Source organism: Stutzerimonas kunmingensis (genome assembly GCF_021432085.1).
Lineage (GTDB): Bacteria > Pseudomonadota > Gammaproteobacteria > Pseudomonadales > Pseudomonadaceae > Stutzerimonas.
Genome location: NZ_CP090366.1, coordinates 3,398,259 through 3,420,906 on the forward strand (window position 1 = coordinate 3,398,259; position 22,648 = coordinate 3,420,906).

Here is a 22,648-nt window from a genome sequence, read left to right on the forward strand (position 1 = left end):
CATGACTCGACTGGAAATCCTGCCCGAGCGCGCGCCCGAACGGGTGCCGCTCAAGGGCATGCGCAAGATGATCGCGGCGAAGATGCACGAAAGCCTGCAGACCACCGCGCAGCTCACTCACCACAGCGAATGCCGGCTGGATGCGCTGAAAACCCGCCGCGCCGAGCTGAAGGCGGCCGGCAGCGCGGTGTCCGTGCAGGACCTGTTGCTGCTCAAGGTGATCGAGACGCTGCAGGCCCATCCCGGCCTCAATGCCACGCTGGAAGACGAGGTGATCCACCAGCACGCGGCGGTGCATCTGGGCCTCGCCATCCCGCTGCCGGGCGATCTATTGGTCGCCCCGGCGCTGTTCGACGCCGAACAGCTGGACGGCGAAAGCCTGTGCCTGGCGCGCAAGGCGTTGGTGGACAAGGCCCTGGCCGGCAAGCTGTCGGTCAAGGAGCTGACCGGCGCCACCTTCACCGTCTCCAACCTGGGGCTGTCGCGGGTGCACCACTTCACGCCGATCCTCAATCCGCCGCAGGTGGCCATTCTGGGGGTCGGCGGCATTCAGCGGCGGCTGGAACTCGGGCCGAGCGGCGAACTGGTGGAAGTCGAGTGGATGGGCCTGTCGCTAACCTTTGACCATCGCGCTGTCAACGGCTCGCCCGCCGCAGAGTTTCTCGATGATCTCTGCCGGCGTATCGAGGAGTACGCGGCATGAACGGCATCGCCCGGTTCAGCGTGGGCGCCGGCCTGAATGCCGAGCGGGCCTTGCTGCAGCGCGTCTGCGACGGGTTGTTCGACTGCCAACTGCTGCTCTGGCGCCCCACCGGCCAGGCGCTGGTGATGCCCGGCAGCTTCGAGCGACGACCCGGTTTCGCCCTGGCCAGCCAACGCTGCGCGGCGCAGGGCTGGCCGATCCTGCTGCGCGACACCGGCGGCGAGCCGGTGCCGCAATCCTCTGCCGTGCTCAACATTGCCCTGGCCTGTGCGCTGCCTAGCGGCGACGAGGTCGGCAAGCGCATCGACATCGCCTATGAACGGCTGCTCGAACCCCTGGCGCTGTGGCTGGCGGAGAACGGCCTCAAGGCCGGTGTGGGCGCAGTGCCGGGTGCATTCTGCGACGGCCGCTTCAACCTCACGCTGGAGGGCCGCAAGCTGGCTGGCACCGCCCAGCGCTGGCGGCGCAGCCGTGACGGTCGCCCGGTGGTGCTGGCGCATGCCGCGCTGCTGATCGAAGACTGGCGTGAGCCAATGGCCGACGTGGTGAACCGCTTCTACCACGCCTGCGCCAGCGACCTGCGCTGCCAGGCCGAAAGCCATCTGGCGCTCGCCGAGCGACTGGCCGATGCCTGGGCCACCGCCACATCCCTGCCCGAATGCTATCAGCGCGTCCTCGCCTGGCAGGGCCTGGAACTCGGCGCCCGCGCCAGCACTTATCCGCCCGAAGGCCTCGCCGCCGGACGGCACTCCCCCTTGCTTTGAATAAAAACAACACGGCAGGCCATCCGGGCCGGCCATGCATCGGAGGAAACACCATGAGCCATCCCACCCCTTACCCGCTCCAACGCAGCAACACCCTGTTAGGACGATGTACTGCGACTCTCTGCGGAGCGTTACCGCAGCGACGCTACCGTCATTATCGCTGGCAACCCAAACGCAACCAAACCGGATTTCTAGTTATAGAAGGGCGGTTGCAGGAGCTGAGTGCAACACGGTTATTGAATTGAAGCAGGCGCATCATGCCGCATAGCCATGGCTTCCTGCATCACTTTGCCCATAACTTCAATTGGGCATTTGAAGTCGAAGCGCTTACGTGGGCGCATGTTCAGTTGCAGTGCGATGGCATCCAGTTCTTCCTGGCTGTGTACCGACAGGTCTGTGCCTTTGGGCAGGTACTGGCGGATCAAGCCATTGATGTTTTCGTTGCTGCCGCGCTGCCAAGGGCTGTGCGGGTCGCAGAAGTAAATGGCCACCCCGGTCTGCTGAGTGATTTCAGCATGCCGCGCCATTTCTCGGCCCTGGTCGTAGGTCATGCTCTTGCGCATCGCCAGCGGCATGCCATTGAGCGCTGCACTGAAGCCTTCCATCGCCGAGGTCGCCGTCGCGTCGTTCATCTTCACCAGCATCAGGTAGCCACTGGTGCGCTCCACCAGCGTACCTACAGACGAGGCGTTGGCCTTGCCCTTGATCAGGTCGCCTTCCCAATGCCCTGGCATCAGCCGGTCTTCGATCTCCGGCGGACGTACATGAATACTGACCATCTCAGGGATCTGACCGCGCCGATCCACACCGCCAGAGCGCGGCCTGCGCGTCGTCTTGCTTTGGCGCAGGCAGATGATCAGCTCCTTGCGCAGTTCACCGACCGGCAGGGCATAGATCGCGTTATAGATCGTCTCACGACAGACGTAGGCCTCTCTGAGGCTGGGAATGTTCATGCTGCGCAGCTTGCCGGCAATCTGCTCGGGAGACAAACGCTCACGCAGCATATGAACCACCAGCTCAAAGCGCTCGCTACCCGGCAACAGCTTTCGCATCGGTCGACACACCTGGCGGCGGGCTTGCATCTGCTGTTGGGCTACACGGGCCGAGTAGCCACCACAGGCATCTCGATTGCGGCGCAGCTCCCGGCTGATGGTCGAAGGGGATCGGTTGATCAAGCAGGCAATCCCACGCAGGCTGAAACCTTGGGCATGACCGATTTGAATGGTGGCGCGCTCTTCAACGCTGAGTTCGGTATAAGACATGGGGGCAGCACCGTACCGGAAAGGTCAGGTGTTGCACTCAGTTTTTGCCGCCGCCAAGTTTAAATAACCAATCCAAAAGCAGTGATATACGCACACCCATGTTGCTCGCCATTAAAGCGCGCAGCAGTGGAAGCCGCTTTGCCAATAAAAAAAATATCAGAAGAGTTCAAGCAGCGGACGCTCGTTTAAGGAATTCCTGAAACGAGAAACAACCCCATACAAGGAAATAATAAAAATGAAATTCAAACAGTCGAGTTTAAGGGTACAGATAATCATGGCAGCCTCGCTTCTTGCGATCACGCCACTGCACGCATCAGACAGAGTCATTACCGACAAGGAACTGTCTGACGAATCGAACACCAGCGATTGGCTGGCTTACGGGCGGACACACTCTGAACAGCGATTCAGCCCGCTCAAAGACATCAATGTAAACAATGTCAGCGGGCTCAAGCCTGAATGGTACGCGCCGCTGCCGGATCGCTCCGATATCGTCGGAACACCTTTGGTCGTCGATGGGGTCATGTACTACGTTGGTGAAATGAACAGAACACGTGCATTCGATGCACGCACGGGCAAGATGCTTTGGGAATATGACCCTCAAGTTTCCAAGGAGATCATCGACAACAACATGAAGAAGGTCTTCTGGAAGCACAGCCGAGGCCTCTCAACATACGGAGACAAGTTATTCATCGCCACATGGGATGGCCGCCTGATTGCAATCAACAGAAAGGACGGCAAGGAAGTCTGGCAGACCCGGACCTTCGATCACGACCAGCCGTTGAATATCACAGGTCATCCGAAGGCTTTCGATGGCAAGGTATTTGTAGGCAATGGCGGAACGGAACTTGGGCCGATGCGCGGTTATGTGACCGCCTATGACACTGAAACGGGCAAACAGGTTTGGCGCTTCTATATCGTCCCTGGCAATCCCGCAGATGGATTCGAAGACGCCGCTCAGGAAATGGCCGCCAAAACCTGGACTGGCCGGTGGTGGGAAAACGGCGGCGGCGGTAATGCTTGGCATGGCTGGACGTACGACGAGAAATACAACCAGCTCATCTTCGGGACAGGCAACGGTGGGCCATGGAATATCAAGGTGCGCAGCCCGGACGGCGGCGACAACCTGTTCCTCTGTTCTGTCGTAGCTGTAGATGCGGATACGGGCGAATACAAATGGCACGTCCAGACTGCACCAGGCGACACCTGGGACTACAACTCGAACATGGACATCGTGCTTGCCGATCTGAAAATCGATGGCAAGGATGTTGATGCCGTATTGCATGCGCCGAAGAACGGCTTCTTCTATACGATTGACCGCTCGAACGGCAAGGTACTGTCTGCCGAGAAATTTACCGACGCCAACTGGTCAACCAAGTACGACCTGAAAGAGCAGCGCCATATTGTTGCGGACGATGCCAGGTATCCCGATGGCGAGAAGAATATCTATCCGTCGGCATTCGGCGCTCACTCGTGGCATGCAATGTCCTATAACCCCGAGTTGAATCTTGCCTTTATCCCCACCAACCATCTGGGCAACACCTTCAAGGACGACGGCAAGAACACGAAGCCTGGCCACAAGATGGCGAACCACAAACTTTACCTGGGGCTGACCGGTTGGGAACTGACCAAGGACCCACACGAGTCACGCGGTTCCCTACAGGCCTGGGACCCGGTCAGGAACAAGCGTGTGTGGCAAGTAAATCAGAAGAGCCCATGGGGTGGCGGAACCTTGACCACAGCCGGAAACCTGGTTTTCCAGGGCCAGCCTGATGGAATGCTCAAAGCCTACGATGCCCGCACTGGTGATGAACTTTGGTCCTATGACGTAGGCCTCGGTATCTCTGCGCCACCGATTACCTACAAGCTGGATGGCAAGCAGATGGTTTCCCTGCTCGTGGGTCCTGGTGGTGCACTGGCCTCCAACTTCGGCGGCTCCGGTGAACTGGGATTTGAAAGCCACGGCTGGAAATATGGTGTGCACGAACGCCGCATCATGACCTTTTCGCTAGATGGAAAAGCGGTTGTTCCTGAACAGCCTGCACCGCAACTTGCCAAGCCAATTATCGATGAGAAGTTCGAGGTCGACGCCAAAAAGGCCGAGGCAGGCGCGGGTGTCTTTGCGGAGAACCTCTGTGTTGGCTGTCATGGCGCCGGAGCTGTTGCGGGTATGAAAGCACCCGATCTGCGGGAGTCGCCAATCTTGCTCAAAGGCAGTGAAAAGGCGTTCGAGAGTGTTGTGCGTGGTGGCGCGTTACTCGCCAACGGCATGCCCAAATTTCCAGATTTGACAGATGCAGAGCTGGAAAGCATTCGTCACTTCGTTCGTCGGCAAGCGCGCGATGGTGTGAAGTCTGGCGGCGGACATTAGGCCGGCCAGGTCCAATCGCCAACTAAACACTTGAACCAATAACGCCTACATAGCCAGGCGTTACCACTGAGCAGAAACGCACGCGAATACCGTGAATGCCCACACGCATTGCGGCCGACGGTATTCGCTGCACCCCGCACAGTTACATCCGAAGGATCAGAACAATGACAACAAGCCTGCGCTTCGGCAGCGGCGTTCTCGCCGCCTGCCTGTTCACTTCTGCCCACGCGGCCGAGTATTCACCCGATCAGTTCCTCTTCGGCGACTGGAACGGCAACCGCACCCGCCTGCACGAGGCCGGCGTCGATCTGCAGATCACCTACGTCAACGAGCTGGCCTGGAATAACCAGGGCGGCGATGACCACACCGGCACCTACTCCGACCAGCTGATGTTCGATGCCGCGCTGGATCTGGAGAAATTACTGGGCTGGTCCGGCGCCGGTTTCCGCTTCACGGTGGTCAACCGCAACGGCGAGAACCTCAACGCCGAGGCCGACCTCGGCGTACTGCTGCAACCCCAGGAAATTCACGGCTACGGCAGCGTCACCCGACTGGTGCAGTTCTATTACCAGCAGGCGCTGCTGGACGACCGCCTGCTGGTCAAGCTGGGCCGTTTGCCCATGAGCGGCGAGATCTACCCCTTCGCCTGCCCGTTCCAGAACCTCGGCTTCTGCGGCACGGTGCCCGGCTATGTCACGCCGAACTGGTTCACTTGGCCGATCAGCCAGTGGGGCGCCACCGCGCGTTACCAGCTGAACGCAGAGTGGTCGCTGCAGACTGCGCTTTATCAGGTCAATCCGCGTTTCACCGAGCGCGAGCAGGGCCTGAATTTCGGCAGCCCGTCCGGCACCACCGGCTACCACGCCGTTGCCGAACTGGGCTGGACGCCGACCTTCGCCGGCCAACCCGCGCCTACCGTCTGGGCCTCTGGCGCAATACCGGCGACTTCGAGGACATCTACCGTGATGCTGCCGGCCGGCCGATGGCGCTTTCCGGCGCGCCAGCCGCCGAACACGACAAGGCCACCGGCGGCTATCTGATGGCCGAACAGCAGCTCTGGCAGAGCAGCGCGGTGGCCGAACGACGCTTGAAGCTGTTCGCCAACTTCATCCAGTCCGACCCGGACGTGACCTATATCGAGCGCATCTGGCAGGTTGGCGGGATCCTCTCCGCCCCCTTCGCCTCGCGCCCGAACGACGAGCTCGGCTTGGGCCTCGGCCGCCTGGAAATCAACGACGACGCCCGCAAGCACCTGCGCGAACAGGGCGAGCCGGTGCCGGACGTGGAATACCCCGCCGAACTCTACTACCGCGTCGCCCTGACGCCGGCCATCTCGCTGACGCCGAACATCCAGTACTTCCACCGCCCCGGCGGCTTCGACGAGGCGGAGGACGTGGTGGTCGTAGGGCTGAAGACGGTGGTCAGCTTCTGACCGGCGCATGAAGCGCGGCGACCGGGCGCAAAGCCGGTCGCCGCCTGCGCTTCGCTCAAGCCTTACCCCCCACAGCTCCTCAATCTTCACCTTTGCGTACCCCCGTGGGTGTGCCAAATCAGCGTGCTGCCGCATGAATATGGTCGTACCCGATCGATTGTTCCGATCCTTTGCAGCAAGACCAGCTGGCGTAGGGATTAACCGCAGGCAATTTGAAACCGGCAGGCGGGTCGCCTCCTTTCACTGACTTGTTCCACTTGTTCTAACCGCGGCATTACCGACTGCGCCGCGTTGGGACGGCGTGACCCGGTGCGCACCATCGACGGGCGCCGAAGGGCTGGGCAGCCGCCTGATCGAGCGGTCAGTTGCAGGCCAAAATCCATTCTCAAAACAGCAACATAGTCCCGATCCGCGGCGTTCTGGCACAGCCGGTGCACCTTCAAAAGCAGGCGTCATGCCCTGTTAGTACAAGTTGCTCAACCGCCAATGGTGAAGACAAATGGACAACCGGAATAGCCTGCTTGCGACCTCGTTACTCGGATCGGTACTGCTGTTCAGCGGCCCGCTGGCAGCGGAAACCATACGCATCGGAATCGGCCATCAAAGCATGGTCACCAACACCGTCTCCGGCGGCATTGTGCTGGAGAAACTCGACCTGATGAACAAGCACCTGCCGCGAACCGGCAAGTATGCGGACGCCGACTACCGGATCGAGTTTCGCGACTACGATTCCGGCCCGCCGATCACCAATCAGATGCTCGCCGGCAAGCTCGACTTCGGTGTCATGGGCGATTACCCGCTGATCGTCAATGGCGCCAAGTTCCAGGCCACCGGCAAGCAGCAAACGCGCTTCATTGCCGTGACCGGCTACAACCTCAAGGGCACCGGCAACGGCATCGTAGTGCCCAAGGACTCACCCGTGCAGTCGCTTGCCGACCTCGCCGGCAAGAGCCTGTCCACGCCGGTCGGCAGTGCGGCCTGGGGCATGACGCTGAAGGTGCTGCGCGACGCAGGGCTGTCCGACAAGGTGACGCTGGTCAACCAGAGCCCACCGGTGGGCGCGGCGAACATTGCCGCCGGCAAGATCGACGCGCATGCCGACTTCTGCCCCTGGTCCGAGATCATGGAATTCCGCGGCACCGCGAGGAAGATCTACGACGGCAGCGAGGCCGGCATCCCCACCTTCCACGGCATCGTGGTGCGCGATGACTTTGCCAAGCAGTACCCCGAGGTGGTCGAGGGCGTGCTCAAGGCCACCCTGGCCGCGCAGCAATGGATCAGCGAGGACCCACGGCGCGCCGCGGAAAAGGTCGCCGATTGGACCGGTGTTGAGAAGGAGGTGCTCTACCTCTACTTCAGCCAGGGCGGCATTTCGACCATGGAGGCGAGCATCAAACCGCAGTGGGTTGAGGCGATGAAATACGACCACGCCCTGCTGCAGCAGGAAATGCAGATCCCCGATCTGGATTTCGCCGCCTGGATCGACGACAGCTACCTGAAGAAGGCCTACGCCGACATGGGCCTGGACTACGCCGCCGCGGTCGCCAGCGTGGTCAGCCCGATCGCCCGCGCACCAGGACGCAAACCGGCGGAGATCTGGTTCCAGGACCAGGGCATCGTCGCCTACGACAGCACCGCCGCCATGCTCGCCGCCGAAGCCGATGCCGAGGCATCCGGCAAAGCCATCAACGCCACCTACGTCTACGACAACCTCACCGGCCTGAAGCTGTTCGGCAAGGCGGCCTACCTGGTCCAGGACGCCAACGGTGAGGTGCTGGCCTTCATGAAGAAAAGCGACTCGGAGCAGCACATCGCCCAGCACGGTGACAGCGCCCTGCTGACCGATGCGCCCGTGGCGATGCTGGACTGAGCCCCTGCGCGGCCCGTGCCACGGGCCCGCCTCAAGCCGAGGAGTGACCGCATGAGCGTCAAACCGACCCCCCTGTTCGATAGCGAACCAGCAACGCCAGAAGCCGACCGGCCGCTGCTGACCGCTGCGCCGGCTCCCCAGCCAACGGCGGTTGCCAGCACTTTCGCGACGCGTCGCCTGCCGCCGATGGCCGGGCGTTACCTGGTGCGCGTGCTGGCGCTGCTGGGAGCCGTGCTGATCTGGCACCTGGCGACCGCCACGGGCTTCAACCTGTTCATCAATTTCGAGAACGTGCCGGCACCGCTGCTGGTGGGCCAGACGCTGATCCAGCAGCTTGGCAGCAGCGAGTTCTACCTGCACATCGTCCACAGCCTGGAGCGCATCGCGCTGGCCTATGCCTACGCTGTGGTGCTCGGCGTCCTTTGCGGCGTGCTGATCGGCCGTTCGCGCTGGGCCGAGGACATCCTGCTGCCCTACATCGAGCTGTTCCGGCCGATACCGGCGGTGGCCTGGATTCCGTTGGCGATCCTGATGCTGCCGACCGAGCAGTCGAGCATCGTCTTCATCACCTTTCTCGGCGCCTTCTTCCCCATCGTGCTGAACACCGTTCACGGCGTGGAGCAGACGCCGGACGTGCTGGTGCGTGCCGCCCGCAGTCTGGGCGCCAGCGACCGGGCGATCCTCTGGCACGTGGTGATTCCCGGCGCGATGCCGAGCATCGTCGCCGGCCTGGCGATCGGCATGGGGGTGGCCTGGTTCTCGCTGCTGGCCGGCGAAATCATCAGCGGCCAATACGGCATCGGCTACTTCACCTGGACCAGCTACACCCTGGTCAAGTACCCGGAAATCATCATCGGCATGCTCACGATCGGCGGGCTCGGCACGCTCTGCACGCTGCTCGTGCGCAAGGCCTGCGTGCCGCTGCTGCGCTGGCAGCAGCAGGGGGGCCGGTCATGAATGCGATCGTCTCCGACAACCGCCTCGCCGTGCTCGATCACAGCCGGCTGCGCGCCAAGGCCGCGGCCAAGGGCGACGGGCGTGGTCATGTCAGCGTGCGTGCGCTGTCCATCGAATTCGACCACGCCGGCGGCAAGCGCGCCGCGGTGCAACAGGCCAGCCTGGAGATTCGCCCCGGCGAGTTCGTCTGCCTGCTCGGCCCCTCGGGTTGCGGCAAGTCGACCCTAATGAACGCCATCGCCGGCTTCGTCAAACCCTCCCGTGGCGAGCTGACCGTCGATGGCAAGCCCATCGCCGGGCCCGGCCCGGACCGCGGCATGGTGTTCCAGCAGCACTCGCTGTTCCCCTGGAAGACGGTGCGCGAGAACGTCGCCTTCGGCCCGCTGATGGCCGGTGCCTCGCGTAACGAGGCCACCGGCGTGGCGCGCACCTTTCTTTCGCTGGTGGGGCTCACCGCCTTCGAGGATGCCTACCCCGGCACCCTGTCGGGCGGCATGCAGCAGCGCGTCGGCATCGCCCGCGCGCTGGCCAACTACCCCAGCGTGCTGCTGATGGACGAACCGTTCGGCGCACTGGACGCGCAGACCCGGATCATGATGCAGGAGAACCTGCTGGAGATCTGGCGGGAGTTCAGGAACACCGTGGTGTTCGTCACCCACGACATCGACGAGGCGGTGTTCCTCTCCGACCGCATCGTGGTGATGAGCGCCAGTCCCGGACGGATCATCGCCGACATCCGCGTCGAGCTGCCGCGACCGCGCGAGCAGAGCCTGCTCACCGACCCGGCCTTCATCGACTACAAGCGCCAGTGCCTGGACCTGATCCGCCAGGAAACCCTGCGCGCCTTTCAGCAGCAGAACGGAGGCTGAGCCATGCATATCCGTCCTTTGCCTGCGCCCACGCTCGACATGACCTGTCATGACAGGCTGGAGCCACGCCCATGAGCCGCCTAGAACCGCTCGCCCCGGGTCAGTCGCCACTGCCGCTGTATGTGCAGATCCGCGACACCCTCAGACGCAAGATTCTCGAAGGCGACTATGCCGTGCATGAACGGCTGCCCTCGGAAAACGAGCTGATGACCGCCTTCGGCGTCAGCCGCATCACCATCCGCCAGGCGCTGCGCGACCTGCACAACGAAGGGTTGGTGTTCAGCGCCCAGGGCAAGGGCACCTACGTCAGCAAGCCCAAGGCGGTGCAGAACGTGCAACGCCTGCAGGGCTTCGGTGAGGCCATGGCCGCCCAGGGCTACGAAGCGACCGCGCGGCTGCTGTCGATTCAGGAGCGCAAGCCACCCAAGCCGGCGGCTGCCGCGCTGAACCTCGCGCCCGGCGCGGATGTGGTCGAGGTCAAGCGCGTGCGCTTTCTCAATCGCGCACCGGTGTGCCTGGAGCACAGCTACTTCCCGCTGGACATCGGCCAGCGGCTGTTCGGCCTGGACCTGTCCGGTGACATCTTCCCGCTGCTGGAGAACCGCTTCGGCATCGGCCTCGGCCATGCCGCCATCGGCCTCGACGCCACCCTGGCCGACGACGAGCACCAGCCCTACCTCGGCCTCAAGGCCGGTGAACCCATCCTGCGCGTCGAGCGGCTGACCCATGACCGCAGCGGTCGGCCGATCGATTTCGAATACCTGTGCTACCGCGGCGACGCCTTCAAGTACCAGTTCCGGGTCGACCGGAAATAGAGGAGACCACCATGACCACGATTCACGACATTCCCGTCATCGAAACCGACGTGCTGGTGATCGGCGGTGGCACCGCCGGCCCGATGGCCGCCGTCACCGTCAAGGAGCAGGACCCGACGCTCAAGGTGCTGCTGCTGGAGAAGGCCAACGTCAAGCGCTCCGGGGCGATCTCCATGGGCATGGACGGCCTGAACAACGCGGTCGTGCCCGGCCACGCCACGCCCGAGCAGTACGTCAAGGAAATCACCATCGCCAACGACGGCATCGTTCACCAGCCGGCGCTGATGGCCTACGCCACCCGCTCGTTCTCGATGATCGAGCAGCTCGACGCCTGGGGCGTGCATTTCCAGAAGGACGAGACCGGCGACTACGACATGAAGAAGGTTCACCACCTCGGTACCTACGTGCTGCCGATGCCGGAGGGCCACAACGTCAAGAAGATTCTCTACCGCCGCCTGCGCCGGGTCCGCGTGGACATCGAGAACCGCTTCATCGCCACCCGCCTGCTGAAGGACCCCGACGGCAACATTGCCGGCATGATCGGGGTGAACACCCGCACCGCCGAGCCGATCATCATCCGTGCCAAGGCGGTGATCATGGCCACCGGTGCCGCCGGGCGCATCGGCCTGCCGAACTCGGGTTATCTCTTCGGCACCTACGAGAACCCGGCCAACTGCGGCGATGGCCACGCCATGGCCTACCACGCCGGTGCGGACCTGGCCAACCTTGAGTGCTTCCAGGTCAACCCGCTGCTCAAGGACTACAACGGCCCGGCCTGTGCCTATGTCACCGGCCCGCTCGGCGGCTTCACGGCCAACGCCTACGGCGAGCGCTTCATCGAGTGCGACTACTGGTCCGGGCAGATGATGCTGGAGTTCTTCAAGGAGCTCGAATCCGGCACCGGCCCGGTGTTCCTCAAGCTCGACCACCTGGCCGAGGAAACGATTCAAGAGATCGAGACCGTCCTGCACACCAACGAGCGGCCCTCACGCGGGCGCTTTCACGAAGGCCGGCACATCGACTATCGCCAGCGCATGGTGGAAATGCACATCTCCGAGATCGGCTTCTGCTCGGGCCACTCGGCTTCGGGCGTGTGGACCGACGAGACCGGCGCGACCACCGTGCCCGGGCTGTTCTGCGCTGGCGACATGGCTTCGGTGCCGCACAACTACATGCTCGGCGCCTTCGTCTACGGGCAGATCTGCGGCGAGAGCGCAGCGGCCTTCGTCAAGGACCGCGCCGAACCCCAGCTGGACGAAGCCTTCATCGCTGCCGAACTCGCACGCATTCAGGCACCGCTGAAAGTCACCGACGGCATCCCGCCGGAACAGATGGAATACAAGGTCCGCCGCCTGGTGAACGACTATCTGCAGCCGCCGAAGGTGACCAAGAAGATGGAGATCGGCCTGGAACGCATCCTCGCCGTGCGCGAGGACGTCCCGCGGCTGGCCGCTGCAGACCCGCACGAACTGCTCCGTGCACTGGAAGTGCAGTCGATTATCGACTGTGCCGAGATGGCCGCCCGCGCCTCGCTGTACCGCACCGAGTCGCGCTGGGGGCTGTACCACTACCGCGTCGACCACCCCGAGCAGAACAGCGCCGAGTGGTTCTGCCATACCCGCCTGTTCAAGGACGCCAACGGCCAGATGGCCCATGGTAAGCGGCCCATCGCCGACTACATCGTGCCACTCGGCGAGGAGAAGGATGCCTACAACCGCCTGCGTATGAAGAAGGCCGCCAATGCCTGACCAGTGGGCGACCCCATTCGCCATCGAACCCGACCGGGGCGATGAATACGCCCCGACAACAGCAGCCATCGTGGGCTGCTGACCGAACCCGAGGAGATCAACCATGCCCGTCGCCACCCACCGTTCCGCCGTTCCGGTCATCGTGGACGAAGAAAAATGCATCGCCGAAAAGGGTTGCCGTGTCTGCATCGACGTCTGCCCGCTGGACGTCCTGTGGATCAACCCGGACACCGGCAAGGCGCACATGAAGTACGACGAATGCTGGTACTGCATGCCCTGCGAGGCGGACTGCCCGACCGATGCGGTGAAAGTGAACATTCCCTATCTGCTGAGCTGAGGGCCGACCGATGAAAACCTACGACGACCCACTGCTGCAGGACATCGCCACCAACCTGACCTCGAGCGACCCCGGCATCCGCCGCGTGGCCGTGCTCGAGCTGGTCGACAGCGGCGAACCGGAAGCCGCCGAACTGCTGATCCTGGCGCTGAACGACCCGGACCCGTCGGTGCGCCAGGAGGCGGCCAAGGTGGTCGACGAGTTCGACGCCGCCGACATCGCCGACGCTCTGATCGCCGCACTGCAGGACAGCGACGAGGTGGTGCGCAACGCCGCCGCCCACGCGCTGGCGGACCTCAAGGACCCCGCCGCCGCGCTGCCGCTGCTCGAAGCCTTGGCCGGCAGCGACGATCCCTTCGTCGTCGCCGGCATCCTCCGAGCGCTCAAGCCGCTGCGCCATCCACAGGCGCAGGCGCCGGCCCTGGCGCGGATGCAACATCCCGACCCGGGCGTGCGCCGCGAAGCGGTGGCGGTGATCGGCTGGCTCAAGCAGCCGGCGAATCTGCCGGCGCTGATCGAGCGGGCGCAGCACGACGACGATGCCGACGTCCGCCGCGCCGCCACTGGCGCGCTGGTCTATGCCGCGCCCGAGCAGGTCGGCCCGGCGCTGATCGGCATCCTGCGCGACGAACACTGGCAGGTGCGCGTCGAGGCCGCGGTGAGCATCGGCAAGCTCGACTACCAGGCCGCACTGCAGCCCCTGGTCGAGGCCACGCACGACAGTTTCTGGCAGGTCCGGGAAAAGGCCGTCGATGCGCTCGGCAAGCTCGGTGCGGTGGGCGCGATCCCGGCGCTCGGCGTCTGCGCCCGCGATCCGATGAGCAACCTGCGCAAGGCGGCCATCGGCGCGCTGGGCGCCATCGCTCACAACGATGGCCGCCCCTTCGTCGAACTGGCCATGGACGACCCCGATCCGGACGTCCGCAAGCTCGCCCGCTGGGCCATGTCGAAACTCGACGCCGCGGCCTGATTTTTACGCGCTTCTTGCTGCACAGCACTTGAAGCCGAAACGTCACGCGCGCAACGGGGCGGGTACGCCCAGCCAAGGCGAAGGTGGCGCGCGGGAGCGGAGTTTACAGGCCGTCAATGAGCATCCCGCGCGCCACCTTCAACGCGGCATCCGCAAGCGCAGTAGTTTCGAGGAGAACGAAATGACCTATGTCGTCACAGAGAACTGCATCCGCTGCAAATACACCGACTGCGTGGAAGTCTGCCCGGCCGACTGTTTTCACGAAGGCCCCAACTTCCTCGTCATCAACCCCGAGACCTGCATCGACTGCAGCCTCTGCGCGCCGGAATGCCCGGCCGATGCGATCTTCGCCGACAACGCCCTGCCCGAAGGTCAACAGCACTTTCTCGAACTCAACGCCGAGCTGGCCGAAGTCTGGCCGGTGATCACCCAGAGCGCCTCGCCGCTGGCCGAGGCCGAAACCTGGGTCGACCAGGGCGGCAAGCTAGCCTTTCTGGAGCGCTGACGCATGCCCCGACTTGTCATGACGAGTGGGTTGCGCCACGGGGTGCTGGCACTGGTGACAGTCTGTGCCGCCACGCTCGGCAGCGCCCGCCCGGTGGACACGCCGGAACGCTTCGTGCGCAGCCCCGAAGCGCCCACGCTGCTCGTCAGCGGCGGCCCGGCGCCCATGCCGCGCGGCCTCGTCATGCCGTTCATTCGCTAGAGGCCGCAGGCCCGGAGAGATTCATGAACGCCTTCACCGCATCGAATCACGACACCAACCCCCATATCGCACAGCCCCAGCGGCTGATCGACCCACCGCTCGAGATCCGCCTGCGCAAGGTGCAGCGCGTGCTGGAACTGACCTGGCCGGATGGCGCGCAGAGCCGCATCAGCTGCCTGACGCTGCGGCGGGCCTGCGCCTGCTCCAATTGCCAACGCCTTCAGCAGACCGGCGCGCTGACGCTGATCGACGCCGAGGTCGGAGTGAACCGCCTGGAACTGTCCGGCATCAGCGGTCTGCAGCTGTATTTCAGCGACGGTCATTTCCGCGGCCTGTACCCCTGGGCCTATCTACGTGATCTTGGCGATCCGGCATGAATGCCCGGCTCGAGGCCCTCGCCCCGCCCGTCGCGCTGTGCCGCAAGCACTACCCGGGCCTGGCCCTGTGTGCGGTGCTGGCGCTGGCCGGCAGCTTTCTCGCCGATCACTACGGCGCGCCCGCGCTGCTGATGGTGTTGCTGCTCGGTCTGGGTTTCGCCAGCCAGGGCAGCGAGGCACGCATGCAGCCGGGCGTCGCGTTGTGCAGCCGGCAACTGCTGCGCATCGGCGTGGCGCTGCTCGGCGCGCGCATTGGCGTTGCACAGCTGGAAGCGGTTGGTGCGCGGCCCTTGTTGCTGGTGCTCGTGACGGTGCCACTGGTGCTCGGCCTGGCGCTGCTGCTCGGCCGGCTGCTGCGACTGCCGACTCTGCACAGCCTGGTGGCGGGCGCGGCAGTGGCGATCTGCGGCGTATCGGCGGCAATTGCCGTGGCGGCGGTGATCCCTGCCGGGCGCCTGGAAGAGCGCCGGCTGCTCGCCGTGGTGGTCGGTGTGACGGCCCTCGGCACGCTGTCGATGCTGCTCTACCCGCCGCTGACCGGCCTGCTCGGGCTGGATGCGCTCGACAGCGGCCTGCTGCTCGGCGCCAGCATCCATGACGTCGCCCAGGCGGCCGGCGCCGGGTACCTCGTCTCGGATACCGCCGGCGACGTCGCGGCCCTGACCAAGCTGCTGCGCGTCGCCCTGCTCGCGCCGCTGGTGCTGGTGATCGGCCTGCTGCTGCGCCGGCAGGGACCGGGCAGCCCGGACTTTCCGCTGTTTCTGCTCGGCTTTCTCGGCCTGTTCACGCTGAACAGCCTCGGCTGGCTGCCGGCCTGGCTGCGCGAGGCGCTGGTCGCTGGCTCGCACGCCTGCCTGCTGCTGACCATGGCCGCGCTCGGCATGCGCACCCGTGTCGGCGACCTGTTTGCCCAGGGCTGGCAGCCCTTCGCCCACCTGGCCCTGCTCAGCGCCGCGCTGCTGCTGGCGACGAGCCTGCTGCTGACCCTGTTCTGATCGACTCAAACCACGAGAGAGGAAGGCCCCATGTCTACACTCGGCACCGAAAACGTTCTATCCGTGCATCACTGGAACGACACCCTGTTCAGCTTTCGCACCACCCGCGACCCGGCGCTGCGGTTCGAGAATGGCCACTTCGTGATGATCGGCCTGGAAGTCGACAGCAAGCCGCTGATGCGCGCCTACAGCATCGTCAGCGCCAATCACGACGAGCACCTGGAATTCCTCAGCATCAAGGTGCCAGACGGGCCGCTGACCTCGCGCCTGCAACACCTGAAGGTCGGCGACTCGCTCATCGTCAGCCGTAAGCCGGTCGGCACCTTGGTGATGCATGACCTGAGGCCCGGCAAGCACCTCTACCTGCTCGGCACCGGCACGGGGCTGGCGCCCTTCATGAGCATCGTGCGTGATCCCGAAGCCTACGAGCGTTTCGACAAGATCGTGCTGGTGCACGGGGTGCGCGAGGTCAGCGAGCTGGCCTACCACGACTACCTCACCGAGGAACTGCCGGCACACGAATTCCTTGGTGAAGAGGTGCGGGCCAAGCTGCTCTATTACCCGACAGTGACGCGCGAGGCGTTCCGCAACACAGGCCGCATCAATACGCTGATCGAGACAGGCAAGCTCACCGACGATCTCGGCCTGCCGCCGCTAAACCCCGAGACCGACCGCGTGATGCTCTGTGGCAGCCCGGCGATGCTCGACACCCTCACCGGCCAGCTCGACGCCTTGGGGTTCCAGGCCTCACCCAGCCAAGGCGTGCCGGGCGACTACGTCATCGAACGCGCTTTCGTTGAAAAGTAAGCATATCTGGAACAGGCGAGCCGGCTAGCGCCGCATCGAAGTACTCACTAGCCGGCTCGCCTGTCTGGACATGACGCCAGTCCCTAGTTCGCGATGCGCTTTCGCACGCCGCCGTCTCAACAGGTGGCTTCTACCACTCCAGCCACCTCCGTTCGCCTGTCCGCCTGCTTGCCGAGCTGCCAGCCGAGATAGCCCCATAGCAGCGCGCAGATTGCGCCGGCCACGGCGACCAGGCCGGCACCCTGACCGAACATGTCCAGTGCAGTCTTCCCCCAACCGCTGACGGCATCACCGGCGCGGTAGACGACCGTGTCGATGACGTTCTTCGCCTTGTATTTGCTTTCCGCATCCAGGGGCGCGAAGAGCATCTCCCGCCCGGGCCGGACGAAAGCGTATTCGCCGATTCGACGCACGATCATCAGCGCCGCAAGCAAGGCGAAGCTGGGCATCAGCGCCAGACCGACAAAGCCGACGCAGACAAGCAGCGGCACGATCGCCAGCAACACGCGCACGCCCAGCTTCTGCGCCAGCCGTCCGGTGATGAACAGCTGAGACAGCAGTGCTCCGGCCTGGACGACCACATCAATAGCGCCGAACACCCGAATCTGCGCCGCCCGGTCGGGGAACAGTTCGGCCACCAGACGCGCCTGCTCGAAATAGAGAAAGGTCGTCACGGTGGCCAGCAGCACCACGAAGCCGGCGATGCCGAGCAGATAAGGCGACTGCAGCACCCGCATCATCCCGCTGAACGGGTTGCCCGGCACCGGCTTGCGCGTGCTCTCCGCCGGGGTCGCGCCAGGCCGCCCTGCTCCGCCGACTTCACGCCAGCGCATCAGCGAGAACTTGAGTGCCAGCGCGCCGCCCAGCAGCAGCGCGGCGAGCAGCATCAACCCCGCCTCTCCCAGACTGCCGATCAGCAATGCGCTGAGCGCTGGCCCGACCAGTCCGCCGACGCTCGCCCCGGCAGCGATAAAGGCGAATAGCCGCTTGGCCTGGGCGCTGTCGAATACGTCCGCCATCAGGCTCCAGGCCACGGACACGACAAACAGGTTGTAGACCGAGATCCACACGTAGAACACCCGCGCCAGCCAGGGGTTTTCGCCCTGCAGCATAAACAGCACGGAGAACAGCAGCAGGTTCAGGCAGAAGAAGCCGTACACCCAGTCGACGAAATGTAGCCGCGGTACGCGCGAGCTGAGCCAGGCGAACAACGGAACGGCCACCAGCATGACGACGAAGGTCGCGGTAAACAGCCATTGCAGGTTCTCCACCCCCGCCGCAATCCCCATCGACTCGCGGATCGGGCGCAGCATGAAGTAACCGGCGAACAGGCAGAAAAACAGTAGGAAACCACTCAGCGCCGGGCGCAGCTCGTGTTCCTCGGCATTGATCGCGGTGCTCAGGCGATGCACAACGGATGGCGTGCTCATGGGCGCGCTCCTGAAAAAGGAAGAGAGGTAACAGGGCGCGAGCGCAAAGCCGCGCCCGAGGGTTCAGGGATAGCGCACGCCGGTCAGGCGTTCCGACAGCTGCCACAGTTCGGCGGCATCGGCCTGTTTCGCGGCAGCCTCGGGAACCCTGGCAAAGCCCAGCGGGCCGCGTTTCTCCTCCTCGCCGGTCGGCCCGTAATAGGCGCCGCCGACCGCTTCCGGCGCGGTCGCCGCATACAAGGTCGGCAGTGCACCCTGGGCGGCGGAGTGGTATTTGTCGCGGTCCTTGGCCCAGTTGGCGGCGAACTCACTGTCCAGCCCTGGGCCGCGCTCGACCAGTTCGGTGACCGCGACTCCAGGGTGCGCGGCAATGCTACGAATGCCCCAGCCGGCAGTATCGCTGTAACGCTGCAGCTCCATCGCCCACATCAGCACCGCCAGCTTGGATTGCGCGTAGGTGGCGTAGGGGTTGTAGTCCTGCTCGGCCTGCAGGTCCGCGAAGTTCAAGCGACCTCGACCCGCCGCAATGCTGGACAGGCTGACCACCCGGGCATCGTCGCTTTCCAGCAGCAGCGGCATCAGCAATGCGGTCAGGGCGAACGGGCCCAGGTAGTTGGTCGCCAGCTGCAGCTCGTGGCCATCAGCCGAGGTGCCCCGCTCAGGCGGCGCCATGATCGCGGCATTGTTGATCAGCACGTCCAGACGCGGCAGGCGTTGTTGAAGACGCTCGGCGAGGCTGCGCACCGAGGCCAGGTTGGCCAGATCAACAGCCTCGAACTGCACGCGGGCATCCGGAACCTGCTCACGTATCCGCTCGATCGTCTCCTGCCCGCGCTCGGCGTTGCGCGCGGCAATGATGACCTCCGCGCCAGCGCGCGACAGCGCCAGTGCATCCTCGTAACCCATACCGCTGGTGCCGCCGGTGACCAGCACGATGCGGCCGGTCTGAGCCGGCATGTCGGCCAGGCTCCAATCGGGTTTTGGCGATGGCCGGTTGGCGGCTTCGACGGCCAGTGTCCCAGCCAGCGCCACCCCTGCTATTAGCGTTCTGGCCAGCTTCATCAATGGCCGGGCATGGCCGCCCGGCTCGGTTGCGTTTCTCTGCGCCATGATCGTTTCCTCTTCATCGTGAATGGCCTACCTCAGGCAGAGGCGGCCGACGGACGAAGTATCAGCGTACGATCAGATGCTGATAATCCAGGCAAACATGGACGGGCTGTTCGCCCAATCGTACAGTCGACGAATTCAAGGAGGCTCCATGCGTCAACCCAACCTGAGTGATGTCGCGCTGTTTGCCACCGTGGTCGAAGCCGGAGGGTTTCGTGCCGCGGCTCAGAAACGCGGTATGTCGGCATCTTCGCTGAGCGATTGCATACGCCGCCTGGAAAGCGATCTGGGCCTGCGCCTGCTCAACCGCACCACCCGCAGCATCACCCCGACCAGTGCAGGCGAACGCCTGCTGGAACGCCTGCGACCGGCGCTCGAAGAAATTAGCGCCGCGTTCAATGATCTGGACGATGACTCCCACAGGCCGGTCGGCACCCTCAAGCTCAACGTACCGGTGCCGGTGGCTCGCTTCCTGTTGCCGGACCTGTTGAGCCGCTTCCTCAAGCTCTACCCGGCGGTGAACGTCGAAGTCGTGATGGAGAACACCTTCATCGACGTCATCGCGGCGGGCTACGACGCAGGGGTGCGCTACGAGGAAAGCCTGGCCAAGGACATGATCGCCATTCCCGTCGGCCCGCGCCGGCAACGCTTCGTCGCAGCCGCCGCGCCTGCCTACCTCGCCGCCCACGGCACGCCGCGGCACCCATCCGAGCTGACCGAGCATCAGCTGCTCGGCCATCGTTTCGAGAGCGGCAAGGTGGGTATTTTCGAATTCGAGAAGGACGGCCGAACCTTGCGCGTACCGCCACAAGGCCAGCTCGTGACCTCCTCCCATGACCTGAAAACCAGTGCGGCGATCAACGGCCTGGGCGTCATTTATACCTTCGAAGACTTCATCCGCGAGCCGCTGGCCGATGGGCGCCTGACGCCCATCCTCGAAGACTGGTGGCAGTCTTTCGACGGCCCCTACCTCTACTACCACGGCCGCCGCCACATGCCCTCGCCGCTCAGGGCCTTCGTCGATTTTCTCAAGGCCGAGGGGCAAGAGCGGGCCTGACTCGACGCAGGTCAGGGCTTGGGCAGATAACCCGGCAACGCTTCCAGCCGCTTCATCCAGCGGGCGACGTGACTGTACGGCGTGAGATCCACATCCCCTTCCGGCGCCAGCACCACGTAGGGGTAGACCGCGCAATCGGCGATGGTCGGTCGGTCGATCGCCAGCCAATCGTGGCGCTGTAGATGATCATCCAGCAGCTTGAGCACCGCTGGTGACTTTTCCAGCGCCGCGGCCTTGTCCAGCGGATAACCGAACTTCTGTACCAGCCGCGCCGCATTCAGGCTCTGCTGGATCTCGTTGGCGGTGAAGGACAGCCACTGCACGATCTCCGCCTGCCCACGCGGGTTGTCCGGCCACCACGCCAGGCCGCCGTACGTACCAGCGAGGTAAACCAGAATGGCCTGCGAGTCGCGGACGATATGCCCGCCATCATCCAGAACCGGCAACTGCCCGAGCGGGTTCAGCTCGGACAGCGGCGGCTTCTTGTGTGCGCCATTGGCGAAATCCACGGCTACCCGTTCAAGGTCGATGTTTGCCAGCGCAGCGAACAGCCGCACCTTGTAGCAGTTGCCGGATGGGCCCAGATCATACAGTTTCATTGCGCACCTCCTCTGATGAGCTGATTGAATTCGAGAACGTTGCCGTCCGGGTCGCGGATGAACAGCGCGATCCGCCGCGGACCGATGGGATGCGGTCCCTCGGTAATGACGATGCCGTGCGCCTCGAGCCAGTGCTGGAGCGCCGCGAGGTCATCGACGATAAACGCCGGATGGGTCATGCCAGGCCGCTTGACCGGCGCATCCAGCAGCACGTTGTGCGCATCAGCGGCACGCGCACCGTTGAAGATCAGGTTGATGCGCACGCCATCCGGGCTGAGCATTTCGTTCGCTTCGAACAGCGGAAAGCTCGCGCTCTCGACGAAGCCCAGCGCCTGGTAGAAGGCCATCGCGCGCGGCCGGTCGCTGACACGAATACCGATGTGGTCGTAGGCGAGAATGCGAGCGGGACTGGCTGATTGATTCATGTGCGAAACTCCAAAAGACCTCAGTCCCTGCAGTGTCAGCCGCCACACGGGTTTCACCTATGCCGCGGGCCTGACAACATCTATGCAGCAATCGCACAAATCCCGGGGTGGCAATGGACAAGCTCAAGGCAATGGCCAACTTCGTTCGCATCGTCGACAACGGCAGCCTGAGCTCGGCCGCCGATGCCACCGGGCAATCCGTGGCATCGCTGGTGCGCTCACTGGCCGCGCTGGAGCGGCACCTCGGCGTGCGCCTGCTTAACCGCAGCACCCGGCGCATGGCACTGACCGACGAGGGCGCGGAATACCTGGCTTGGAGCCGGCGCATGCTGGCGGACTTCGCCGACATGGAACAGCGCCTGGAAGCCAGCGACGGCGCCGTCCGCGGCCTGCTGCGCATCACCGCGCCGGTGGAGTTCGGCCAGCGTTACGTTGCGCCGCTGGTGAACGAATTTCTCAAGAAGCATGCGGATATCAGAGTCGAGCTGAACCTGAGCGACCAGATCGTCCCGCTGCTCGACGAACGCCTCGACCTCGCCCTGCGCATCGGCCACCTCCCCGACTCGGCCATGGTCGCCCGACAGATCGGCAGCACCCGGCTGATCACCTGCGCCAGCCCCGACTACCTGAGCACCGCCCCCGCCATCGACACCCCGGCGGCACTGGAGGACCACGCCTGCATCCTCTTCGCCGCCCAGGGCCGCCACTGGTACTACCGCCACGGCGAAAAGGAACAGGCCGAAGAAATCACCCCACGCCTGACCTGCAACCAGATCCGCACCACCAGCCTTGCCTGCGTGCAAGGCCTCGGCATCACCCGGCTGATGCACTATCAGGTCGCCGATGAACTGGCTGATGGTCGTCTGGTAAGGGTGCTCAGGGATTACGAGCCGAAGGACCTGCCGATCCAACTGGTCTACCCGCACGCCTTGCAGCTATCACCAAGGGTGCGGGCATTTGTGGAGTGGGTTTGTCTTAGGTTGGAGAGGGGGTTGCCGGGGTTGGGTTAGGGTCGCGGCTGACTGCTATCGGCCGATTCTGTTGAAAAAG

Annotated in this window: 22 protein-coding genes and 1 pseudogene; 18 read left to right on the forward strand and 5 right to left on the reverse strand. The window is 64.2% G+C overall.

What is annotated here, in order from left to right; translation table 11 throughout:
- Position 1 precedes the first annotated feature (1 nt).
- Positions 2-703 carry a 2-oxo acid dehydrogenase subunit E2 gene (locus LW136_RS16090; protein WP_041014666.1) on the forward strand — a complete coding sequence of 234 codons (702 nt, stop codon included), beginning with the start codon at positions 2-4 and terminating at the stop codon, positions 701-703.
- A complete protein-coding gene (locus tag LW136_RS16095) occupies positions 700-1,467 on the forward strand; it encodes a lipoate--protein ligase family protein (RefSeq protein ID WP_015276288.1) in 768 nt (255 codons plus the stop codon). The genes LW136_RS16090 and LW136_RS16095 overlap by 4 nt, the downstream gene beginning before the upstream one ends.
- 233 nt (positions 1,468-1,700) lie before the next feature.
- Here the strand turns inward: LW136_RS16095 and LW136_RS16100 are convergent, their stop codons facing one another.
- The gene (locus tag LW136_RS16100; protein ID WP_038661402.1) at positions 1,701-2,729 is read right to left on the reverse strand and encodes an IS30 family transposase; all 1,029 of its coding nucleotides are present in this window, start codon (positions 2,727-2,729) and stop codon (positions 1,701-1,703) included.
- A gap of 235 nt (positions 2,730-2,964) precedes the next feature.
- On the opposite strand from LW136_RS16100, the gene LW136_RS16105 reads away from it, so the two are divergent.
- The 14 genes and pseudogenes from LW136_RS16105 to LW136_RS16170 all read left to right on the forward strand — a co-directional run bounded on the left by LW136_RS16105 (position 2,965) and on the right by LW136_RS16170 (position 16,980).
- Entirely contained in the window at positions 2,965-5,097 is a 2,133-nt protein-coding gene (locus LW136_RS16105; protein ID WP_041014667.1) for a PQQ-dependent dehydrogenase, methanol/ethanol family, read from the forward strand.
- A gap of 164 nt (positions 5,098-5,261) precedes the next feature.
- Positions 5,262-6,529: pseudogene (locus LW136_RS16110) on the forward strand (carbohydrate porin).
- A gap of 499 nt (positions 6,530-7,028) precedes the next feature.
- Positions 7,029-8,399, forward strand: a complete 1,371-nt coding sequence (locus LW136_RS16115) for an ABC transporter substrate-binding protein (protein ID WP_234173187.1) — start codon at positions 7,029-7,031, stop codon at positions 8,397-8,399.
- 51 nt (positions 8,400-8,450) lie between these two features.
- A complete protein-coding gene (locus LW136_RS16120; protein WP_041014669.1) occupies positions 8,451-9,356 on the forward strand; it encodes an ABC transporter permease in 906 nt (301 codons plus the stop codon).
- On the forward strand, positions 9,353-10,225 hold the full coding sequence (locus LW136_RS16125) for an ABC transporter ATP-binding protein (protein WP_052462871.1): 873 nt from the start codon (positions 9,353-9,355) through the stop codon (positions 10,223-10,225). Before LW136_RS16120 ends, LW136_RS16125 begins: the two co-directional genes overlap by 4 nt.
- 71 nt (positions 10,226-10,296) lie before the next feature.
- Positions 10,297-11,040 (forward strand): GntR family transcriptional regulator, encoded by a 744-nt coding sequence (locus LW136_RS16130; RefSeq protein ID WP_003301428.1) that lies wholly within the window; start codon positions 10,297-10,299, stop codon positions 11,038-11,040.
- Positions 11,041-11,051: 11 nt separating this feature from the next.
- On the forward strand, positions 11,052-12,788 hold the full coding sequence (locus tag LW136_RS16135; RefSeq protein ID WP_041014670.1) for a fumarate reductase/succinate dehydrogenase flavoprotein subunit: 1,737 nt from the start codon (positions 11,052-11,054) through the stop codon (positions 12,786-12,788).
- A gap of 103 nt (positions 12,789-12,891) precedes the next feature.
- Positions 12,892-13,125: a 4Fe-4S dicluster domain-containing protein gene (locus tag LW136_RS16140; protein WP_041014671.1), complete on the forward strand. Its 234-nt coding sequence runs from the start codon at positions 12,892-12,894 to the stop codon at positions 13,123-13,125.
- A gap of 10 nt (positions 13,126-13,135) precedes the next feature.
- On the forward strand, positions 13,136-14,095 hold the full coding sequence (locus LW136_RS16145) for a HEAT repeat domain-containing protein (protein WP_041014672.1): 960 nt from the start codon (positions 13,136-13,138) through the stop codon (positions 14,093-14,095).
- 181 nt (positions 14,096-14,276) lie between these two features.
- Complete coding sequence (gene fdxA / locus LW136_RS16150) at positions 14,277-14,600, forward strand: ferredoxin FdxA (RefSeq protein ID WP_041014673.1); 324 nt, start codon at positions 14,277-14,279, stop codon at positions 14,598-14,600.
- 3 nt (positions 14,601-14,603) lie between these two features.
- The gene (locus LW136_RS16155; protein WP_037041999.1) at positions 14,604-14,801 is read left to right on the forward strand and encodes a hypothetical protein; all 198 of its coding nucleotides are present in this window, start codon (positions 14,604-14,606) and stop codon (positions 14,799-14,801) included.
- Between the two features lie 23 nt (positions 14,802-14,824).
- On the forward strand, positions 14,825-15,178 hold the full coding sequence (locus tag LW136_RS16160; RefSeq protein WP_052462872.1) for a DUF971 domain-containing protein: 354 nt from the start codon (positions 14,825-14,827) through the stop codon (positions 15,176-15,178).
- On the forward strand, positions 15,175-16,173 hold the full coding sequence (locus LW136_RS16165; protein ID WP_041014674.1) for a YeiH family protein: 999 nt from the start codon (positions 15,175-15,177) through the stop codon (positions 16,171-16,173). Before LW136_RS16160 ends, LW136_RS16165 begins: the two co-directional genes overlap by 4 nt.
- A 30-nt stretch (positions 16,174-16,203) precedes the next feature.
- Positions 16,204-16,980, forward strand: a complete 777-nt coding sequence (locus tag LW136_RS16170; RefSeq protein ID WP_041014675.1) for a ferredoxin--NADP reductase — start codon at positions 16,204-16,206, stop codon at positions 16,978-16,980.
- Between the two features lie 116 nt (positions 16,981-17,096).
- Here the strand turns inward: LW136_RS16170 and LW136_RS16175 are convergent, their stop codons facing one another.
- Both LW136_RS16175 and LW136_RS16180 read right to left on the reverse strand, forming a co-directional pair.
- Positions 17,097-18,410, reverse strand: a complete 1,314-nt coding sequence (locus LW136_RS16175; protein WP_041014676.1) for an NTP/NDP exchange transporter — start codon at positions 18,408-18,410, stop codon at positions 17,097-17,099.
- A gap of 63 nt (positions 18,411-18,473) precedes the next feature.
- On the reverse strand, positions 18,474-19,520 hold the full coding sequence (locus LW136_RS16180) for an SDR family oxidoreductase (RefSeq protein WP_041014677.1): 1,047 nt from the start codon (positions 19,518-19,520) through the stop codon (positions 18,474-18,476).
- Positions 19,521-19,668: 148 nt separating this feature from the next.
- Here LW136_RS16180 and LW136_RS16185 point away from each other — a divergent pair, with 148 nt between their 5' ends.
- Positions 19,669-20,574: a LysR family transcriptional regulator gene (locus LW136_RS16185; RefSeq protein WP_041014678.1), complete on the forward strand. Its 906-nt coding sequence runs from the start codon at positions 19,669-19,671 to the stop codon at positions 20,572-20,574.
- A gap of 11 nt (positions 20,575-20,585) precedes the next feature.
- On the opposite strand, the gene LW136_RS16190 is transcribed toward LW136_RS16185, so the two are convergent.
- A complete protein-coding gene (locus LW136_RS16190) occupies positions 20,586-21,173 on the reverse strand; it encodes a glutathione S-transferase family protein (RefSeq protein WP_041014679.1) in 588 nt (195 codons plus the stop codon).
- On the reverse strand, positions 21,170-21,598 hold the full coding sequence (locus LW136_RS16195; protein ID WP_041014680.1) for a VOC family protein: 429 nt from the start codon (positions 21,596-21,598) through the stop codon (positions 21,170-21,172). Before LW136_RS16195 ends, LW136_RS16190 begins: the two co-directional genes overlap by 4 nt.
- 113 nt (positions 21,599-21,711) lie before the next feature.
- Between LW136_RS16195 and LW136_RS16200 the strand changes: the two genes are divergently transcribed.
- Entirely contained in the window at positions 21,712-22,608 is an 897-nt protein-coding gene (locus LW136_RS16200; protein ID WP_041014681.1) for a LysR family transcriptional regulator, read from the forward strand.
- Positions 22,609-22,648: the final 40 nt, after the last annotated feature.

What these genes read in the sequence shown, in the direction of transcription:
- LW136_RS16115 (WP_234173187.1), top strand. Translation starts at nt 7,029, where the DNA reads ATGGACAACCGGAATAGCCTGCTTGCGACCTCGTTACTCGGATCGGTA.
- LW136_RS16175 (WP_041014676.1), bottom strand. Translation starts at nt 18,410, where the DNA reads ATGAGCACGCCATCCGTTGTGCATCGCCTGAGCACCGCGATCAATGCC.
- LW136_RS16160 (WP_052462872.1), top strand. Translation starts at nt 14,825, where the DNA reads ATGAACGCCTTCACCGCATCGAATCACGACACCAACCCCCATATCGCA.
- LW136_RS16105 (WP_041014667.1), top strand. Translation starts at nt 2,965, where the DNA reads ATGAAATTCAAACAGTCGAGTTTAAGGGTACAGATAATCATGGCAGCC.
- LW136_RS16185 (WP_041014678.1), top strand. Translation starts at nt 19,669, where the DNA reads ATGCGTCAACCCAACCTGAGTGATGTCGCGCTGTTTGCCACCGTGGTC.
- LW136_RS16200 (WP_041014681.1), top strand. Translation starts at nt 21,712, where the DNA reads ATGGACAAGCTCAAGGCAATGGCCAACTTCGTTCGCATCGTCGACAAC.
- LW136_RS16100 (WP_038661402.1), bottom strand. Translation starts at nt 2,729, where the DNA reads ATGTCTTATACCGAACTCAGCGTTGAAGAGCGCGCCACCATTCAAATC.
- LW136_RS16170 (WP_041014675.1), top strand. Translation starts at nt 16,204, where the DNA reads ATGTCTACACTCGGCACCGAAAACGTTCTATCCGTGCATCACTGGAAC.
- LW136_RS16155 (WP_037041999.1), top strand. Translation starts at nt 14,604, where the DNA reads ATGCCCCGACTTGTCATGACGAGTGGGTTGCGCCACGGGGTGCTGGCA.
- LW136_RS16180 (WP_041014677.1), bottom strand. Translation starts at nt 19,520, where the DNA reads ATGGCGCAGAGAAACGCAACCGAGCCGGGCGGCCATGCCCGGCCATTG.
- LW136_RS16095 (WP_015276288.1), top strand. Translation starts at nt 700, where the DNA reads ATGAACGGCATCGCCCGGTTCAGCGTGGGCGCCGGCCTGAATGCCGAG.
- LW136_RS16195 (WP_041014680.1), bottom strand. Translation starts at nt 21,598, where the DNA reads ATGAATCAATCAGCCAGTCCCGCTCGCATTCTCGCCTACGACCACATC.
- LW136_RS16125 (WP_052462871.1), top strand. Translation starts at nt 9,353, where the DNA reads ATGAATGCGATCGTCTCCGACAACCGCCTCGCCGTGCTCGATCACAGC.
- LW136_RS16165 (WP_041014674.1), top strand. Translation starts at nt 15,175, where the DNA reads ATGAATGCCCGGCTCGAGGCCCTCGCCCCGCCCGTCGCGCTGTGCCGC.
- fdxA (WP_041014673.1), top strand. Translation starts at nt 14,277, where the DNA reads ATGACCTATGTCGTCACAGAGAACTGCATCCGCTGCAAATACACCGAC.
- LW136_RS16135 (WP_041014670.1), top strand. Translation starts at nt 11,052, where the DNA reads ATGACCACGATTCACGACATTCCCGTCATCGAAACCGACGTGCTGGTG.
- LW136_RS16145 (WP_041014672.1), top strand. Translation starts at nt 13,136, where the DNA reads ATGAAAACCTACGACGACCCACTGCTGCAGGACATCGCCACCAACCTG.
- LW136_RS16130 (WP_003301428.1), top strand. Translation starts at nt 10,297, where the DNA reads ATGAGCCGCCTAGAACCGCTCGCCCCGGGTCAGTCGCCACTGCCGCTG.
- LW136_RS16120 (WP_041014669.1), top strand. Translation starts at nt 8,451, where the DNA reads ATGAGCGTCAAACCGACCCCCCTGTTCGATAGCGAACCAGCAACGCCA.
- LW136_RS16140 (WP_041014671.1), top strand. Translation starts at nt 12,892, where the DNA reads ATGCCCGTCGCCACCCACCGTTCCGCCGTTCCGGTCATCGTGGACGAA.
- LW136_RS16090 (WP_041014666.1), top strand. Translation starts at nt 2, where the DNA reads ATGACTCGACTGGAAATCCTGCCCGAGCGCGCGCCCGAACGGGTGCCG.
- LW136_RS16190 (WP_041014679.1), bottom strand. Translation starts at nt 21,173, where the DNA reads ATGAAACTGTATGATCTGGGCCCATCCGGCAACTGCTACAAGGTGCGG.